At 40.5% G+C, this 17725-nt stretch carries 12 protein-coding genes and 2 pseudogenes; 2 read left to right on the forward strand and 12 right to left on the reverse strand.

The window, feature by feature from the left end:
- Positions 1–4: 4 nt before the first annotated feature.
- Genes OC529_RS06335 through miaA form a run of 3 tightly spaced genes read right to left on the reverse strand, consistent with a single transcriptional unit; the run spans position 5 to position 2736 of the window.
- Positions 5–628, reverse strand: coding sequence for a cystathionine beta-lyase (locus OC529_RS06335; protein WP_262081738.1), 624 nt, complete (start codon positions 626–628; stop codon positions 5–7).
- A complete protein-coding gene (hflX, locus tag OC529_RS06340; protein WP_262081739.1) occupies positions 621–1859 on the reverse strand; it encodes a GTPase HflX in 1239 nt (412 codons plus the stop codon). The genes OC529_RS06335 and hflX overlap by 8 nt, the downstream gene beginning before the upstream one ends.
- On the reverse strand, positions 1852–2736 hold the full coding sequence (miaA, locus tag OC529_RS06345; protein ID WP_262081740.1) for a tRNA (adenosine(37)-N6)-dimethylallyltransferase MiaA: 885 nt from the start codon (positions 2734–2736) through the stop codon (positions 1852–1854). The genes hflX and miaA overlap by 8 nt, the downstream gene beginning before the upstream one ends.
- A 120-nt stretch (positions 2737–2856) precedes the next feature.
- Between miaA and OC529_RS06350 the strand changes: the two genes are divergently transcribed.
- Positions 2857–3027, forward strand: a complete 171-nt coding sequence (locus OC529_RS06350; RefSeq protein WP_001051780.1) for a DUF3042 family protein — start codon at positions 2857–2859, stop codon at positions 3025–3027.
- 23 nt (positions 3028–3050) lie between these two features.
- Positions 3051–3221, forward strand: a complete 171-nt coding sequence (locus tag OC529_RS06355; RefSeq protein ID WP_262081741.1) for a hypothetical protein — start codon at positions 3051–3053, stop codon at positions 3219–3221.
- A gap of 5 nt (positions 3222–3226) precedes the next feature.
- Here OC529_RS06355 and OC529_RS06360 read toward each other — a convergent pair whose 3' ends face one another.
- The 9 genes and pseudogenes from OC529_RS06360 to OC529_RS06400 form a co-directional block, all read right to left on the reverse strand.
- Positions 3227–4066: a thymidylate synthase gene (locus tag OC529_RS06360; RefSeq protein WP_262081742.1), complete on the reverse strand. Its 840-nt coding sequence runs from the start codon at positions 4064–4066 to the stop codon at positions 3227–3229.
- Positions 4067–4162: 96 nt separating this feature from the next.
- A complete protein-coding gene (locus OC529_RS06365; RefSeq protein WP_262081743.1) occupies positions 4163–5122 on the reverse strand; it encodes an ROK family glucokinase in 960 nt (319 codons plus the stop codon).
- Between the two features lie 117 nt (positions 5123–5239).
- Positions 5240–5926 (reverse strand): annotated as a pseudogene (locus OC529_RS06370) (excalibur calcium-binding domain-containing protein); the annotation flags it as partial.
- A 58-nt stretch (positions 5927–5984) separates the two neighbouring features.
- Positions 5985–6083 (reverse strand): annotated as a pseudogene (locus OC529_RS06375) (alpha/beta hydrolase); the annotation flags it as partial.
- Positions 6084–7805: an aminodeoxychorismate synthase component I gene (pabB, locus tag OC529_RS06380; RefSeq protein ID WP_262081745.1), complete on the reverse strand. Its 1722-nt coding sequence runs from the start codon at positions 7803–7805 to the stop codon at positions 6084–6086.
- Between the two features lie 69 nt (positions 7806–7874).
- On the reverse strand, positions 7875–14552 hold the full coding sequence (locus OC529_RS06385) for a ZmpA/ZmpB/ZmpC family metallo-endopeptidase (protein ID WP_262081746.1): 6678 nt from the start codon (positions 14550–14552) through the stop codon (positions 7875–7877).
- Positions 14553–14573: 21 nt separating this feature from the next.
- A complete protein-coding gene (locus OC529_RS06390) occupies positions 14574–15137 on the reverse strand; it encodes a TIGR01440 family protein (protein ID WP_173253336.1) in 564 nt (187 codons plus the stop codon).
- Positions 15138–15251: 114 nt separating this feature from the next.
- Positions 15252–16943, reverse strand: coding sequence for a sensor histidine kinase (locus OC529_RS06395; protein WP_173262276.1), 1692 nt, complete (start codon positions 16941–16943; stop codon positions 15252–15254).
- Positions 16940–17677, reverse strand: coding sequence for a response regulator transcription factor (locus OC529_RS06400; protein WP_262081747.1), 738 nt, complete (start codon positions 17675–17677; stop codon positions 16940–16942). Before OC529_RS06400 ends, OC529_RS06395 begins: the two co-directional genes overlap by 4 nt.
- Positions 17678–17725 lie beyond the last annotated feature (48 nt).

The raw sequence follows: 17725 nt of genomic DNA on the forward strand, positions 1-17725 counted from the left end.
CTAATTAATCAATATATAACATGGCTGTGCGGTTTTCCGATCGGAAATAGCGCTTGCCAGAAAAAGCAACAGCTTCTTGCAATAAATCCTCTTGGCTATAGCCTTTAAAACGCTTGCGACCATCTGCTAAGATTTCCAAATCAGTCAAAGCTGTAAGATTTTCCACGCTCACAACTTCCTCGTCCCCGACAGCCTTCATATAAATCTTGCCAGACTCCTCAAAGACTAGCTGATGGGGAAAAATTTGCGCAATTTCAAAGAGCAAGTCATCTGAGATTACATCTTTATTTTCAGAGAAAATCCGACCAAGCCCCTCACTCTCATAACAAAAACCAAAGGATTTACCAGACAGATTAAGCCGAATAAAGGGCTTATTTTCTAAGGTGAAACTAGGTTCTGCATTGTAGAGATTCAGTTCCTGACTGAGTTCTGCAAAATAATCCGTCGCAGCCTCAGGACTCTTTTTCTGATAGAGTTCTGCAAAGTAAGCATTGACTACGCTGGGCGGAGGTGTAATAATGGCCAACTGCTCTTGATCTGTCTTTCCAGCTAGAAGTTGATCCAGATAGACCTTATCCAGACTTGTATAACCTCCATACTTTAAAGCCAAAGTTTTAATATCAGTCATAAAATTCCTCGAACCTCCATTTATTTTTCTCGGAAATGTAGCCTGTAATCACTTCGCCGTCTTCCTGATAATCACGTTCTTCCAGAATTGCAACACTTTCTAAATCATGAATCTTGTAGGACTTTGAAAAAGGCACTCGCAGTGTAAAAGATTCAAAAATATCCTTGATTTTCTCTAAAAACAAAGCCTGCAAATTCTCACGACTATCCTCAGACTTGGCAGAAATGAGAGCATAGGGCGTTTGAGTCGGCATAAAATCCTCCACCAAATCCGCTTTATTATAAAGGGTCAGGCGAGGAATATCCTCCATGTCCAAGTCTTTCATGATGGAAAGAACTGTTTTTTCATGTTCCTCGTGGTAAGGATTGCTGGCATCAATAACATGAACCAGAAGATCCACATGCTTGCTTTCTTCCAAGGTCGACTTGAAACTGGATACCAACTCTGTCGGCAAATCTTGGATAAAGCCCACGGTATCTGTCAAAGTTACTTGGAGATTTCCCCTCAGATGGATACTCTTAGTCGTCGCATCTAGAGTCGCAAAGAGCTCGTCTGCTTCATACTGAGTCTTGCTGGTCAAGGTGTTCATAATAGTTGACTTCCCAGCATTGGTGTAACCAATCAAACCAATCTTAAAGGTGCTGGACTCCAAACGTTTTTCTCTGACAGTCGCCCGATTTTTCTCAACCACTTTGAGCTGGCGCTCGATATCCGTGATTTGATTGCGAACGCTACGACGATTCAGCTCCAGCTGGCTTTCACCAGGTCCACGGGAACCAATTCCCCCTGCCTGACGGCTGAGCATAATTCCCTGACCAACCAAGCGAGGCAAGAGATATTTGAGCTGGGCTAGGTGGACTTGGAGTTTCCCTTCATGGCTTCGAGCCCGCATGGCAAAGATATCCAAAATCAACTGCATACGGTCAATGACCTTAACACCCAGAACTTCTTCTAGATTGACATTTTGCCGTGGGGTCAGACGGTTGTTGACGATGACAGTGGTGATTTCTTCTGCATCCACCATAAGCGCAATTTCTTCCAACTTACCAGAGCCGACGAAGGTCTTGGAATCATATTTTTCACGTTTTTGTCTGTAGCTATCTACAACGACTGCCCCAGCCGTTTTCGCTAAACTGGCCAATTCTTCCATGGAGAGGTCAAAATTGTCCATGCCCTGCAATTCCACACCTATGAGCAGGACTCGCTCCTCTTTTTTTTCCGTATCAATCATCTAAAAACTCCTCTATCTGGCTTAAAATGCGGTCTTGCACACCAGCTTCTCCAATCTGATAAAAGGTGACCTGCATGCGATTACGGAACCAGGTCAACTGACGCTTGGCAAAACGACGAGTAGCCTGTTTGAGACTCTCACTAGCTTCCTCCAAGGTCTGCTCTCCACGGAAGTAAGGAAAAAGTTCCTTGTAGCCAATTCCTTTAGCGGCCTGCACATCAGGGTAATGGTCAAAGAGCCACTTAGCCTCATCCAAAAGCCCAGCCTCAAACATCAAATCCACGCGGCGATTGATACGTTCATATAATTGACTGCGCTCATCATCCAAGCAGATAATCAATGGTTCATACAAAGTCTCTTGATTTTCCAATTCCTGACCAAAATGGGCAATTTCCAAGGCACGCATCGCACGACGACGATTAAACTGAGGAATTTTAAGGTCTGCTTGCTCCACCAGATGAGCTAATTCCTCATCTGTATAAGGCTCCAAGCTAGCCCGATAGGCCAAAATCTCCTCATGGGGAGTCTCCCCACCTAGGTGGTAACCTTCTAGCAAGCTCTGGATATAAAGTCCAGTCCCACCAGCGATAATGGCCAGCTTGCTACGGCTGTGAATATCCTCAATAGCCATCTTAGCTTCTGAAACAAAATCAAAAGCCGAGTAAGACTCGGTTACCTCTCTAACATCAATCAAATGATGAGGAACAGCTGCCTGCTCTTCTGGACTAGCCTTAGCCGTTCCAATATCAAGTCCTCGATAGACTTGCTGGCTATCTCCACTAACCACTTCGCCATTAAAACACTTTGCAACTTCAATAGCAAGGTCTGTTTTTCCAACAGCAGTCGGCCCAACAATCACAATTATTTTTGTTTTCATCTTTTTTCCTTGAAAAATTCCCATTTTTTCGTTACTATTATTATAACACAAAAAGGTCAGTCAGAAAAATGTGACCTCTTGAGGAGACTGGCTGATTAAGAAGATAAAGGAGGAAGACTCATGGCTAAAGGATTCGCTAAAGGTCTTGTAACAGGTGTCGCAGGAACTGTCGCTGCCGTTGCAGGTGCAGTATACGCATTTAAAAAGAAAGTAATCGAACCAGAAGAGCAAAAAGCAGCTTTCATCGAAGAAAACCGTAAAAAAGCAGCTCGCCGCCGCGTATCACGTTAAGAAACAAAAGAAGTTGGGATTTATTGTCTCAACTTCTTTTTCTATTCTTCTATACTGAGCAAACTAAGAAGCTAGCCGCAGATTGCTCAAAGTACTGCTTTGAGGTTGTAGATAAGACTGACGAAATCAGCTCAAAACATGGTTTTGAGGTTGTTGATGAAGCGACGCTGACGTGGTTTGAAGAGATTTTCTAAGAGTATTAAATAGCTAGGTCAAACTTCAACTGTGGCTTGACAGGGGCATAATCCACCAACTCAAAATCTTCTGCTTTGATATCAAAGAAATTGGTCCCATCTGGAACATTCAAGACCAAACGTGGTTGACAGTTTGACGGCTCACGACGAAGCAATTCCTGAGCTTGTTCAAATTGATTGTCATAGATATGGAGGTTGTTGATGAAGTAGAAGAACTTACCAACCTTCCAGCCAAAATGCTTGGCAATCATCATTTGAAGAGCCACATACTGCATAGCATTGATGTGGTGGGCCACTAGCATATCATTGGAGCGCTGGGTCAAGGTCGCATCCAGATAGATTTCTCCATCTACACGGCGGACATCAAACATAGTCTGAAAGGCACATGGGAGCAACCCATCTGTTTCTTCGAAAGCTTGGTAATCCCAAAGGGAGATAATGTTTCGACGGTTCCAAGGGTTGGCTTCTAACTGCTTGAGAATCTTATTGATGATGTCGTGTTTCTTAACAACAGCACCATAGCGCTCACCAATGGTTCCTGTATCTCCCACTTCCCAGTCATTCCAATAGTGAACATTGTACTTATCATTAAGCACTTCTAGGCTATTAGACTGGTCTTGGTAAATCCAAAGTACTTCCTTGATGGCGGATTTAATTGCAATGGGACGCAAGGTTGTGATGGGAAATTCGCCCTTAGCCAAGTCATACTCGGCAAATGCACCCGTTACATACTTGGAGTTGGCAACAGTCCCATCCTTGTACTTAGGACGAGCCTGCTCTGAGAAAACACCTTCCTTTAGAATGCGTTCAATATTCTCTTTAAAAATCGTATCTGCTTTTGTCATTTACTCTCACCTCATTTATTTCCTAACTAGTATAGCATAAAAAAGAAAAGAGGAACATTACTAACTCTAGGTTAGCATTTTTCCTCTCTCATTATCTTATTGCAATACAAGTGATGCTGCTCCGATAACTCCAGCGTCATTTCCTAGAGTTGCAAGAGCCAATTTTGTTGATGTGCGTACTTGTGGGAAGCTATTTTCGTCGTAGACTTTTTGAACACCTTGTAGAAGGAATTCTCCCGCAGCTGACACACCACCACCAATTACGATTGTTGATGGGTTGAGGATTGAACCGATGTTGGCACAAGCGATTCCCAAGTAACGTGAGAAGTTACGGTAAACGATCAAGGCGAGGTCGTCTCCTTCTTTTGCGAGGTCAAAGACAGTCTTAGCAGTTACTTCTTCTCCGTTATCAATCAAGCGTTTCAATGCTGCATCACCTTCGTATTCATCGGCATAGCGACGAGTTAAGTTGACAATCCCTGTTGCTGAAGCGACTGTCTCAAGGCAGCCTTTCTTACCGCAGGTACATGCGATTGGTTGGTCAAAGTCAACAGTGATGTGGCCAAGCTCACCTGCTGCACCAGCAACACCGTGAAGCAATTTGCCTTCTGCGACGATACCACCACCAACACCAGTACCAAGTGTCATAAAGACAACATCTGGTTGGTTATCACCAGCCCCCATCCAGCGCTCACCAAGAGCTGCCACGTTGGCATCATTATCAATGAAGAATGGAATACCCAAGGCTTTTTCAATTTTTTCTTTAATTGGTTGAAGGGTTTTCCAGTTCAAGTTGTAGGCACCAATAACAGTTCCTTTTTCGCGGTCAACCACACCTGGTGATCCCATCCCAATTCCTTGGAAGTCCGCTGCTGCCAATCCAAGCAAGTTCAAACGATGCTGAATAGATTCAATCATATCATCAACGATATGACTTCCCTCATCCAAAATATTAGTCTTGATAGACCATTTTTCTTGGATTTCTCCTGCTGTTGTTAAGATTGCAAATTTGATAGAAGTTCCACCAAGGTCAATCCCAATAATCTTTTGACTCATCATATTCTCCTTTTTTATTATGAATTAATTGAAAATGCTTACAGATATAGTATAACAAAATTCACTCATTTATGCAAAGGTTTGCATTAACTTTCTAGATTTTATCCTTACTTATGGTTTCCATAGACCTGAAGCATCTACGTAGTAGCGGCCTCCATCAACTCGCTCATTTTTAGCCATTTTACCATCTGATTTCAAATAGTAATTGCCTTGCCATGCATTGCGAGCATAAGAACCATCAGATTTCAAATAATACCAAGCTTGATAAGAAGAGTCATAAACCCACTCACCTTGTGCCATTTTACCGTTTGATTTAAGGTAATAAGCCCCTTGCCATGCATTTTTTGCATAAGAACCATCTGATTTCAAGTAATACCAAGCCTGATAAGAATCATCATAAATCCATTCGCTCTGTGCCATTTGACCATCTTCTTTCAGGTAATAGCTTCCCTGCCATGCATTTTTCACTGGATTGCCATTTCCATCAAAGTAATACCAAGTACCATCCTGCTTAACCCAGCCACTTGTTGTTGCTGAACTTGTATTGTTTTGAGCCGCAGTTGATTGTTTTGCTTTAAAGGCACCCTTAGGAGCATTTTTCAATTCGCAAGCCACACCATCATGATCGCGGTCTAACTTGGCAGAATAACCGGGCTCTCCCTCATGAATATCTGCGTATCCATTCGCCCAAGCTTCCTTACAACTCGAAAAATGGATGTTTTCTTCTGCTAACACAGGTTGTGAAAACAAGGCTAAAACTGGCAAGGTAGCCAGACTCATTTTTAAAAATAGACGTTTATTCATTTGTTTCTCCTCTAACGATGTTATCGATTTCAATATTATTTTATCAAACTTATTTCAGCAATTCAAGAGTCTCTGTGGGCTTATCCTTCAATTGATTCCGAACTTCTTTCCAAGACTCTGCTGACTGCCCCAACCCATGCAAAAATATCAGTTTCATCTAGTTCTCCTCTAGGCTTAATTCATACAAGCCTCTCACTGCATTACAGCCGTAAATAGCTTCTGCTTGGGCTAAGTCTTTTAAGGTCAAGACTTTCTCTTCTACCTGTCCTCTTTCCAGCAAGTGCTGACGGTAAATTCCTGGCAAGATTCCAAGTCGGATAGGAGGTGTGTAGATTTTACCAGCGATTTTCAAAACCAAATTTCCCATAGAGGTTTCAAGCAGTTCTCCTCTTGCATTATGGTAAATGATCTCTTGCTCCCCTAGGTTCAAATGCGGTCGGTGAGTCGTTTTGAAGTAGGTAAAGGCTTGTTGCAAATTAGCTTCCTGCAGACAAAGTTTGGCCTGACAAAAGCTTGGACTAAGAGGTGTTAATACTTGACGATTGACTTCTATCTTTCCAGATTTGCTGAGAGAAATTCGCAAGCGGTAATCTTGATTAGCATCACAAGCCTGACACTCTTCCTCTATCTTTTGTCTTAAGTCTTCTGCATCAAAAGGAAAGGCAAAATATCGACTAGCTTTGCTCAATCTTTCAAGATGTTGTTCTTCAAACAGAAAGTTCTTCTGGCTGATCTTTCCAGTAGTAATCAGTTTGAAACGAGCTTGTTTACGATAGAGAACAGCCGCCTTTTGATGAACTTCACGGTATTCAGATTGCCATGTGCTATCCCATGTAATGCCTCCGCCAACTCCATAGATGGCTTTCCCTTGATGCAGTTGAATGGTCCGAATGGCAACATTAAAAATCCGTCGTCCATTTGGAAGCAAGAGACCAATCGTTCCACAGTAGACTCCTCGTGGTTGTGGCTCCAAGTTCTTGATAATCTCCATTGTCGCAATTTTCGGAGCTCCCGTTATGGATCCGCAAGGAAAGAGAGAACGAAAAATAGCAACTAAATCAACATCTGCTCGCAACCGACTCTTGATGGTCGAAGTCATCTGCCAAACAGTTGAATACTGTTCCACTTGGCAAAGACGCTCCACATGCTCACTCCCCACTTCAGAAATACGATTCATATCATTGCGCAGGAGGTCCACAATCATCATATTTTCAGAGCGATTTTTGGGGTCCTGTTCCAACCAACTGGCCTGCTCCAAGTCTTCTTGGTCAGTCATGCCACGCTGAGTCGTTCCCTTCATTGGTCGCGTCGTCAATTCACGGTCATTTTGCTCAAAAAAGAGTTCTGGGCTCATGGAAATCACTGCCATCTCATCATGTTCAACATAGGCATTATAGCCTGCCTCCTGCTCTACCACCATGCGATTGTAGATGGCAAAAGGATTAGCACTTAAGTCTTGCTTGAGTTGGACGGTGTAGTTGACCTGATAGGTGTCTCCCTGCCGCAAATGATAATGTATCTGTGCAATCGCCTTTTCATAGTCCTCTGCAGACGTCACTTCCTGCCAATCAGAAGGCAAATCAACCTCATCATAAGTCAGAGGAATAGGGGAAGTTTCTACCCTATCATGAACGGTAAAATATAGCAGGTACTCTCCCATCAGGGGAGCCTTGTGAACTGCTAATTTCTCCTCAAAAGCAGGTGCAGCCTCATAGCTGACATAGCCCACCACATAATAGCCCTGCTCTTGGTATCTTTCCACTTGTGCTAACAAGGCTGTTACTTCTGTTAAATCTCTGGTTTTCAACTCTTTGATAGGCTGGGTAAAGGTGTATCTCTCCCCTAAAGCCCTAAAATCAATCACTGTTTTTCTATGCATACCTTAAGTATAGCATAAAAAGGCAGATCAAGAAAAACTTAATCTACCTTTTTACGATTTTATTCATCCCTATGCTTGTGGTGTAGTAAATAGATCACCAGAGAAACCGTCTGTGTTTTTAAGGAGAGCTTTAAAGACTTTCGATTTAAGCTCTACAGTTTTAGCTGTTCCTCCACCTGCTAGATCAGCCTCAACCGCCTTATCAAATAAGTCTTTTAATTTATCATATGAATCAATAGTATTACCATCAATTTCAATAGATTTAAAGCCTTTTTGCGCTTTTTCTTTTACTTGTTTAAACCATTCTATTTTCCACTCTTCAAGAGTAGTAAATTTATCTCCAGAAACCTTCTTGATAATATATTTATCGCTTAGAGTTTGTCCTGATTTATTTGCTTCACTTTTAAGTTTATTAGAAACATATCCGATGAATCCATTTTCGTATCCGAAGTATCCCCACATACGAAATGCATTATGTTTAAATGATGCAGCCCCAGGAGCACCATCACTGGTATTACCACCATAGATACCAGTCATCATATTTATATTCACATAAGCAGTTCTAAAATCAGATGGATCGTATGTGTTATTTCCAGGAGCACCATGTTTGGTAATGAAATTATTATCAATTAAATCATTAATGTTATTTAATTGAAGTGCTTTCTCAGTGTCATTTAAATCGCGAATTTTGTCAAACTGGTGAGGTTGTCCGTCCTTACGCATTTGTTTATCCATTTTCTTGAACCATCTATCATTATTACCTTTTAATTTAGGTAAAACAGATTCTGCTTCCAGATAATCTAACATCATAAGTGCTTCATTGTAATTTTTCATATAATGATTAATTTCATCACGAGATTTTAATTTATTAGGATCATAGTTATACCATCTATTTCCATCATTTTGTCTTTCGTATGCCATATTTAATCCTAATGCACCATACTCACCTTGATCTTTAGTTGTAGATGGAGATTGCAACATCCCTTGAGCAAATGCCTCTAAGAATGTTCCTTCACGATGAGTGTGTCCTCCATAGTAGACAATACGATCATTTATGTGAGTAGTTTCATGCGTAAAGGCAGAGACTCCGTATTCACTAATCATATCGGACATAACAAAGACGACTTTAGCACGAGTATCATATTTATTATCGTAGTAAGTTGCATAAGCTCCAGCAACCGCTCCGTTGGAACCATAATGCTCCCCAACAGGACCATAAAGTTCACGAGTAGGGGCATAAATACCTTTACCATCTTCAAACGTACCATATTTATCCATCCATTTACCCCAATCATGTCCCCAAACTTGATAACCTTCCCAGACAGGGGTTACGATATCTTTGGCAAGTTTACCTTTAACTTCATCGGTAGCCAAGCGGTACCAGAAGTCTAAATAGTTAAGCTGTCTGCTTGCTGCTAAGTCAATCTCATTTTTGAATTTTTCAAGTGTAGTATTGTACTTATTAGCAGTCCCGAATGATATTGTATTGTATGTTGAAATCAAGAAAGCCTCTGTATTTGTTAAGTTTAAAAGAGGAAGAATCATCTTCTGGTGGTACCCTTTAGATAGGTTGTCAAATGCTCTATATTTAGCGTTTTTAAGACCTTCTTCACGTGATTGTTTTTCAACAACATAAACTTTACCATTTGTAGAATGGATAAACCAATCGTTTATATCTCTATCTGAAGTAAGTAGTTCCATGTTATATTTAAGGAAGTCAATCAGGTTTCCAGAACGAGTATTTTTTGCAAGAACCTCTCTAAATGAATCTTGAGTACGATGACCACGTAAGTTATTTTCTTTAGAACCAATTTCGATAAGTCTATCGATTAAGCTAACATTATTACCATAGAAATCAGGCTTAAACATCATAAGCTGTTTAATGTTGAAATCACCGAATTTAACACCATAGTAACGATTTAAGAATGCTAGACCTAGCATAAGTTTAGCTTTATTGCCTTCGATTTTCTTAATTAACGCACGTTCAGTATCTTCATCGGTATTTAATTGGTGATCTTCATTTTCGATAAGTTGTTTAACAATAGCAGATATATTATTTTTAACTTCTGTAACACTTTCTTCTAAATATAAATCGCGAATGTAGTTATTTTGTCGAGCTTCACTATTGGCGTTTTTATCTTTACTCGCGTCTCGTTTATCTAGGATTTGGCGTACTTCAGGAGATTGTAATTCAAAAGAAGATAGTTTCTCAGTGATGCTAGTAGCTAGATTATCACGATTTTTTTCGACTATATTTGGTGTATAAACAATATCATCTAATCCTTCGATACTATATTCACGAACTTGTTGTACTTGAGATTCTTTCTGTGCAATAGCTTTAATTTCATTTGTTTTATCTGCATAGTGAATCATAATGTGATCAGCATCTGAAAGATCAGTAACAAAGTTGTTGCCTTTCATACCTGTAACAGATAATACTTCTTTAGTTAGTAAGTTTGAGCCGGCTGGAATCTTGTTACCTTGGTCTACAATCCACTCTTTATTGTAGAATGGTTGAAGTTTTTCGATATTACGGTAAGCAAGTTCGCGGTCTGCTTTGTAATCTTGAGTATCTTTATAAGTATCAGCTTTTAGTTTGATGTTATTAAGCTTTTCTTCAATAAGAGGTTTAATTTCAAATTTATCAGCAGTAATTCCCATGGCTTTAATTTTTTCATTAGCTTCATCAAGAGTGATTTCTTTGATCTTAGATGAAGTTCTATGAGTTTTTGCACCTTTACTTACGCCGATAACAGTAGAATTAGATGGATAGATCCAGTTACTTACAAATTCGTTATCCATGTCATTAGAACCGAAGAAAATGTCACCTTTTTTCACATCTACCATACTTATATTTTTATCTAGTGTTCCCCATGGATAATCTTTGCTAATAAGACCCCCGTTTTCAGTGCCGTTAGGGACATCAATAGTTCCTTTTGCAACAGAGTTTTTAATGTAAGACCATGAGGTAACATCAGCAGGGTTTAGATTGTGGCTTAAAAAGCCAACAAGTCCCCCGGTACGCGCTCTATTACCTATAATTGTAGCATTAACATAGGTTTGATTTATACGACCACGATGAACTTCTCCAGCTAGCCCAGCTAAGTTATGATTACTACTTGAACCTATAGCTTCAATTTTACCGATAAAGGCAATATTTGTTAGGATACCAGCGTTATCAACTTTGTTAACGACACCAGCTACACCATCTTTTCCAAGAATACTACCTGTAACTTTAACATCTTGAACAGTAGCGTTTTTAACTACTCGAGCAAGTGGAGAGATGTCATTAATCCAAGGCATGTTTATATCAACATTAGCTAAGTTAATATTCTTAACTGAACCGCCTTCTATAGAACTAAATAATTGACGCGCTATGTTGTGAATTGAATATTGCTCCCCTTCAACACTACTTAAATGACCTCTAAACACTTTAGGAACATATTCTTTATATGGAGTTGGTACATTTGTAGCATTAAGATCAGCACCAAGTTTGAATGTACCATTAGGATTATCATTTATGGCATTAACTAGTTCATTGAAGTCATAGTAAACATTATCTTTGTGTGTTTTTTTCTTAGCGATGTAGTGAGTATAAGTTTTACTTAATTTATTAGCTGAATCACGTTGAATTAAGTCAGGAGCTGTAGCAGTAACTTTAAATAAAGTTTTACCACCTTCTTCTACTTCTTCAATCTTATCAACAGCAAGTCTTGTCACTTTGCTGTCGTGAGTTGTGATTTTTAAATAGTATGATGTAATATCTGTTGGTTTTTCTTCTAATAAACTTTTATCTGATTCATTACCCTCAGCATCAACGCTTATTAAGCTTGTTTCTTTAATATTTTTAATTTCAACTTTTTTAAGGTCTAGTTGGATTGGTTGATTAGCTAATGTTTCAGTTACGTCACCGTTACCTCTATCGTAAACCATAGTTGTAGATAGAGTGTATTCTTTGTAGTACTCTAGGTTCTTAAATGCAGCGCTTATAGTTTCTGTTGTTAATTTGTCATCTGTAAGCACTACAGTATTAATAACTTCTTCTCCTTTTTTTAGAGTAGCTGTGATTGATTTAATTTTTGTTTTATTTTGGTTTTCTAGAGAATACTTAGCAACTGCTTCACGTTCTAATACTTTCTTATCAGTCCCAACAAATGTTAATACCGGTTTTGCAGTTAATGAAGCTAAGTTATTGATAGCTTCTTGTAATCTTCTAGTAGCATCATCTACTTTGCTTTGAGTAGTAGCTTCATCTGTATTTACAGGAGTTACCGCTACAAGGACATCTTCTAAAGCTTTCAATGTTTCAGTAGTGTACTCTTCTTTACGTTTGCTGTTAGCTGTGTTAATAGCATTTTGCAATGCAGTCTTATCGACGGCAAGAGCGTTGATAGCGTCTTGAAGAGCTTTAGTAGCCGCATCTATTTCACTTTGTTTAGGAAGTGGTGTAGTTTGGTTGTTGATTTCTTTAGCTTGAAGTTCAGCATTTTTGAATTCGCTCCAAGTGTTAGGGCTATAGTCCATTTCTTGCTTTTGTTCAGCAACTATTAATTGTTCTTGTAATTTCGTTTTATCAACATTAAGAGAAACGATAGCAACTTTAAGTTTAGCAATTGAATCCTTGATTTGAACTTGAGTAGCTTTGTCGTTGTCTTTTACAGTTTGAGCAGCATTTTTTGCTTCTTCTAATTTAGACCAAGTTTCAGAGCTATAGTCAGCTTGAGTTTTTTCGTTTGCAAGGTGAAGTTGTTTTTCAAGTTCAGTCTTATCTGTGGTTAAACCAGCGACAGCAGCTTTAAATTTTTCATAAACATGATCAACTTCGCTTTGCTTAGCAGCTGGGTTGTTTGTAACTTTTTCAGCTTCAGCTAATACAGCTTGAAGGTTTGCCCAAGATGCATCACTGTAGTGCTCTTTAGTTTTTGATTTTGCGTCAGCGATAGTTTTGTTTAACTCAGTTTTATCGACACTTAGAGCATCGATAGCCGTTTTAAGTTTATCTGTCTCGCTATTTACCTCAGGCTGTTTTACAGACTCTGAAGCATAGACACCTTTTGCAGTTTCTAAAACAGGAGTCAATGCACCATAACTTGCTGTAGAATAATCAGTAGGAGAAACTGAACTAGCTTTATCAATTTGATTCTTTAACTCACTTTTATCAACTGATTCTTTAGTACCAATACCTTTTATTTCATCTACTGGCTTGGTTGTTATTGTTTCCTCTAATACTTTACTAGACTGTTTTCCACCAATAGTAGTGACTTCAGTTAAAATAGTGCGTTCACCTGCCACACCTTCTCGAATAACTTTTGTTTCTCCCTTAGTGAGATTCTCATCGTCTTGCTCAATTGTCTTAAAAGGCACAGACTCTTTAGTTACTATAACTTCAGGTTTAACCTCTATTACATTTAACACACCTTCTTCAGGAGTTGTTTTATGTTCTACTTTTGGTGCTTCGTCCTTATGTTCTACGGTTTCTTCAACCTTGGCATCTGGAGTTGACTCTTCTTGTTTCGGGGTTTCTTCTACAGCTTTCTCTTCTTCAGGAGCTTCTGGTTGCTTTTCTGGCTCGACTGGTGCCATTGATGCCTTTTCGCCTTCACTTGGTGCGACTGGTTCACCTGCTTGTTCAACTTTTGGTTCCTCTGTTGATTCCGTTTGTTTTTCTACAGCAGGCGTTTCAACTTTTGGTTCTTCAACAGGTTGATTAGCAGCCTCATCTTTTGTTTTTACTACTTCTGGCTGTGCATCTTCTTGTTTCGGTGTCTCTTCCGATACCTTATCCTCTTTAGGATCTTCTGGTTGTGATGATTCTTTTGGTATCCTTGGTTGCTCAGGTTGTGTAGGTTGCACGGGTTGTTCTGGGACTTTTGGTTGTTCTACTGGTGGTTCAACGTTTGATTCCTCAGCTGGTTTGTCTGATGGTTGACTTTCTGGCTTGACTGGTGCTTGACTTTCTGGCTTGACTGGTGCTTGTTCATCTGTTTTTGAATCAACTACTCCACTTACTTCTTCAACTGGAGCTGATTCTACTGAATCTTCTTTCCCCTCTTCTACTTTAGGAAGGGTGTCGTCAGTAGGTTTTACTTCCGATTTTGGTTCTTCCTTTGGATCTTCTTCTATTTTAGGAGCTTCTTCTACTGAAACTTCCTCTACTCCTGCTTGGGTTTCTACCCTAGGTTGTGCTTGACTACTTGTTACTTGGGGATTCTCAACTTCGACTACAGTCACCTCTCCAGGTTTAGCTGAGGCTTCTTCTAAAACAGTATCCAAGCCAAGCGTTTTGAGGATGTCACCTGATAGATAACCAACATAGCGATAACCCTCCATTTCAACAACACCCTCTCGACTAGCCGGTGCTAGGGTCGCAACTGGGTCTACAGCTCCTGCACTAGGAAGAACTACCAATCCCATAGCTCCAACTAGAAAGACGCTGGCAATTTTCTTTCTCTTGTAGATTAAAAGCAAGCTCCCAACAGTCAGCAAACCAAAAGCTGTCAAAACAGATGCTTCTGTCCCTGTTTGTGGCAGCTGGTCTTTTTGATATACCAAACCATAGACAACTTCATTTCCATCAGGCTTTCCTGTCTGGATTAAATCTTTAGCTTCTTGTGAAATAACCTCTTTATCTACATAGTGATAGGTGGCTGCGTCCACTACAGAAGGAGCCATCAAAAGGCTTCCAAGAAATACAGAACCTACAACTCCCTTAATCTTACGAATTGAAAAACGGTCTTTTTTAAACACTTTCATCTCCTTTATTCATTCTCACGACTTTCTAATAGAATCTCGCGGATAGTGCGCACGCGCACCTCCGACTAATTTTGGACGACTAGCCAGCGCCGTTACGTGGGCATGACCAATCTCTCTCAAAAGAGGACGAATCGGAACCTGAACATGCTTAACATGCATGCCAATTGCAGTGTCTCCGATATCCAATCCAGCATGAGCCTTGATAAATTCAACCTCAACTGGATCTTGCATAAACTTGAAGGCTGCCAACTGACCTGAACCTCCTGCATGAAGGGTAGGAAGGACATTGACAATTTCCAGACCAAACTGCTCTGCCACCTGACGTTCAACAACGAGGGCACGATTGACATGCTCACAGCCTTGAACTGCTAAATGGATACCTCTACTACCTAGAATACCCAAGATAGTCTCCACTATCAGCTCACCAATCTCTTGACTGGATTGTTTCCCAATCTGACCACCTATCACCTCACTAGAAGATAGACCTAAAACAAAAAGGGCACCCTGCTTCAAATTGGCCTTTTCTAAAACATCTTCTAATACCTGACGTGTTTCTCTTTGAATCTGTGTCTCGTTCATCTCTGCCACCTCTTTTGTCACTATCTATCATACCGTTTTTTCTTGTTTTTAGCAAGATAGACAACCTAGAAAGCTTGCCCAATTACGCATAAAACTCCCAGAATTGACTGGGAGTTAGCTAGTTTCTATTCTATTTATGTATATTTCCACTTTCGTCCCTTTTTGGGGCCTAGAATCAATCTTCATCTGGTAATATTCTCCAAAATGAAGTTTGAGCCGTTGGTCGACATTTTGCAGACCAACTCCTCCACGTTTGAGGTTACTTTGACTACTATCGCCAGCAGCTTGGAAGCCAACGCCATCATCCTCAATGCGGATGACCAAGCCCGAATCCTGTTTCTGGACAGAAAGTTTAATATGTCCCTGACCTTCCTTCTCCTTAATGCCATGGTAAAGAGCATTTTCCACCAGAGGTTGTAACACCAACTTGGGCAAGACTAGATGATCAAAGGTAGGATTTTCCTCAATCTCGTATTCCAGCTTATCTCCATACCGTTGTTTCTGGATAAAGAGATACTGGCGAACATGATTGATTTCATCAGACAGGCAAATCAAATCCTTGCCTTGATTGAGTGCCAAGCGGAAATAGGTTGCCAAGGACTTGGTCACCTGAACCACACGCTGACTATCCTGAAATTCAGCCATCCAGATGATGGTGTCCAAGGTGTTATAGAGGAAATGAGGGTTAATCTGACTTGATAGGGCTTGAAGTTGGTACTGACGGGTCGTTTCTTCCTGGCTACGAATATCTGCCATCAGCTGATCAATCCGATCCAACATGGCATTAAATTGGCGAGTCACTTCTCTCAGTTCATAGGCACCAGTTTCCTTGGCACGAAGATTCTGACCACCAGAAGCAATTTCCAGCATGGTTTCTCTTAAGTCACTTAAAGGAGCAATCCAGCGTTTGAGACTGAACCACACCAAGCAGAGACAGACAAGAAGAGATGTGATACTAGCCCCAAGCAAGGTCCACAAGAGTTGATTCCTAACCTGATCTAACTTCTCCAGCGAAGATACGCCAAGTACCGTCCAATCAGTTCCTGCAATCTTTTCTTGACTGACGTAGGATTTGTGACCAGAAGTATAGCCCTGACCCGTCTCAATGTAGGATTTCATGGCCTCCATTTCGCTAGACGAACTATAAACTGTGTGTTGAGGATGATAAACAAATTCATGTTTTTCATTGATAATGAAAGCAAATCCCTGCTGACCCAACTGAAGCTGGTTGAGATAGGCTTCCAGAGTTTCGTAGGAAATATCCAAACGAAGCACGCCCAGATTGGCTCCCTTTGCATCAACAAGTTCTTGAGTGACAGAAATGACCCACTGACTGTCCGATTTACGAGCTGGGTTCAAAACTGGCATGGCTCCCCGATGAATAGCCTTTTGATACCAATCTTCAGCCATCATATCAGAGGATGTTTTCATCTGCACACTGTCATCTGTAGAAATGACCTGACCTGATTTGGTGACCAGTACAACAGCTTTCAAATCTTGGTCTGCCTTCAAGATAGTCAAAAATAGATTTCGGATTCCCTTGACCTTGTCTTGACTGGGATTCTCAGCATAGGTCAGGACATCTGCCTGCTGGGTCAAACTAGTCGAGGTGGTTTCTAATTTTTTGATATAAGACTGGATAAAGTGGCTAGTCTGGCTGATAGTCGTCTGGCTATTGCCCTCAATGCTAGCCTCAATGGCTGAAGAACTAGATTGATAGTAGAAAGTCCCAACCAGAGCTAGGAGAATGAGAAAGACCAGAAAGATGGAAATAACCATTCTGACTAGGAGAGAAGAACGCTTCATCGGCCTTCTCCCTTCTTAAACTGACGAGGTGTCACACCCGCAATCTGCTTAAAGCGTTGGGTAAAATAGTTCATATCTTCAAAACCAACCTTCTCTGCGATCTCATAAATCTTTAAATCCGTGGTCAAAAGCAAAAGCTTGGCTTGTTTGACACGTTCTCTCACCAGATAATCCTGAAAAGGCAGACCCAACTCTTTCTTAATCAAAGAACTCAGATAAGTCGGACTAAATCCCAAGTCATTGGCCAAAGACTTTAAACTAAACTGGCTATCAGCCAGATGGGACTGGATTTTCTGGGCCATGTTTCCTTCAAACTTATCGGTCAGTAAATCTTGTAACTGCTCTTCTTTCTCTTCCTTGTCCAACTTTTGCTTGATTTTCCTCAACATTTCCTCAATATCCTGACGAGAAAAGGGCTTAAGCAGGTAGTCATCCACACCGAGTTTGACAGCAGACAAGGCATAATCAAAATCATCGTAGCCTGTCAAAAAAACTAGATGAACCTGAGGATAGGTTTCTCGTACCAGACTGGCCAACTGGATGCCATTTAGCTGAGGCATATTGATATCGGTTAAAATAATATCTGGTATCTGCTTTTGAATTAGCTCCCAAGCCTGCCTTCCATTTTCAGCCTGACCGATGATTTCCATATCGTAGGCTGCTACATTGACCAACTTGGTCAAGCCTTGTCTTACCAGATATTCATCTTCTACGATTAAGATTGTGTAGGTCATGCTTCTCTCCTTTGTCATTTACTAGTATTAGTATAGCAAAATTCTCCT

The sequence above is a fragment of the Streptococcus sp. Marseille-Q5855 genome, from assembly GCF_946901985.1.
In the GTDB taxonomy this organism is placed as follows: domain Bacteria; phylum Bacillota; class Bacilli; order Lactobacillales; family Streptococcaceae; genus Streptococcus.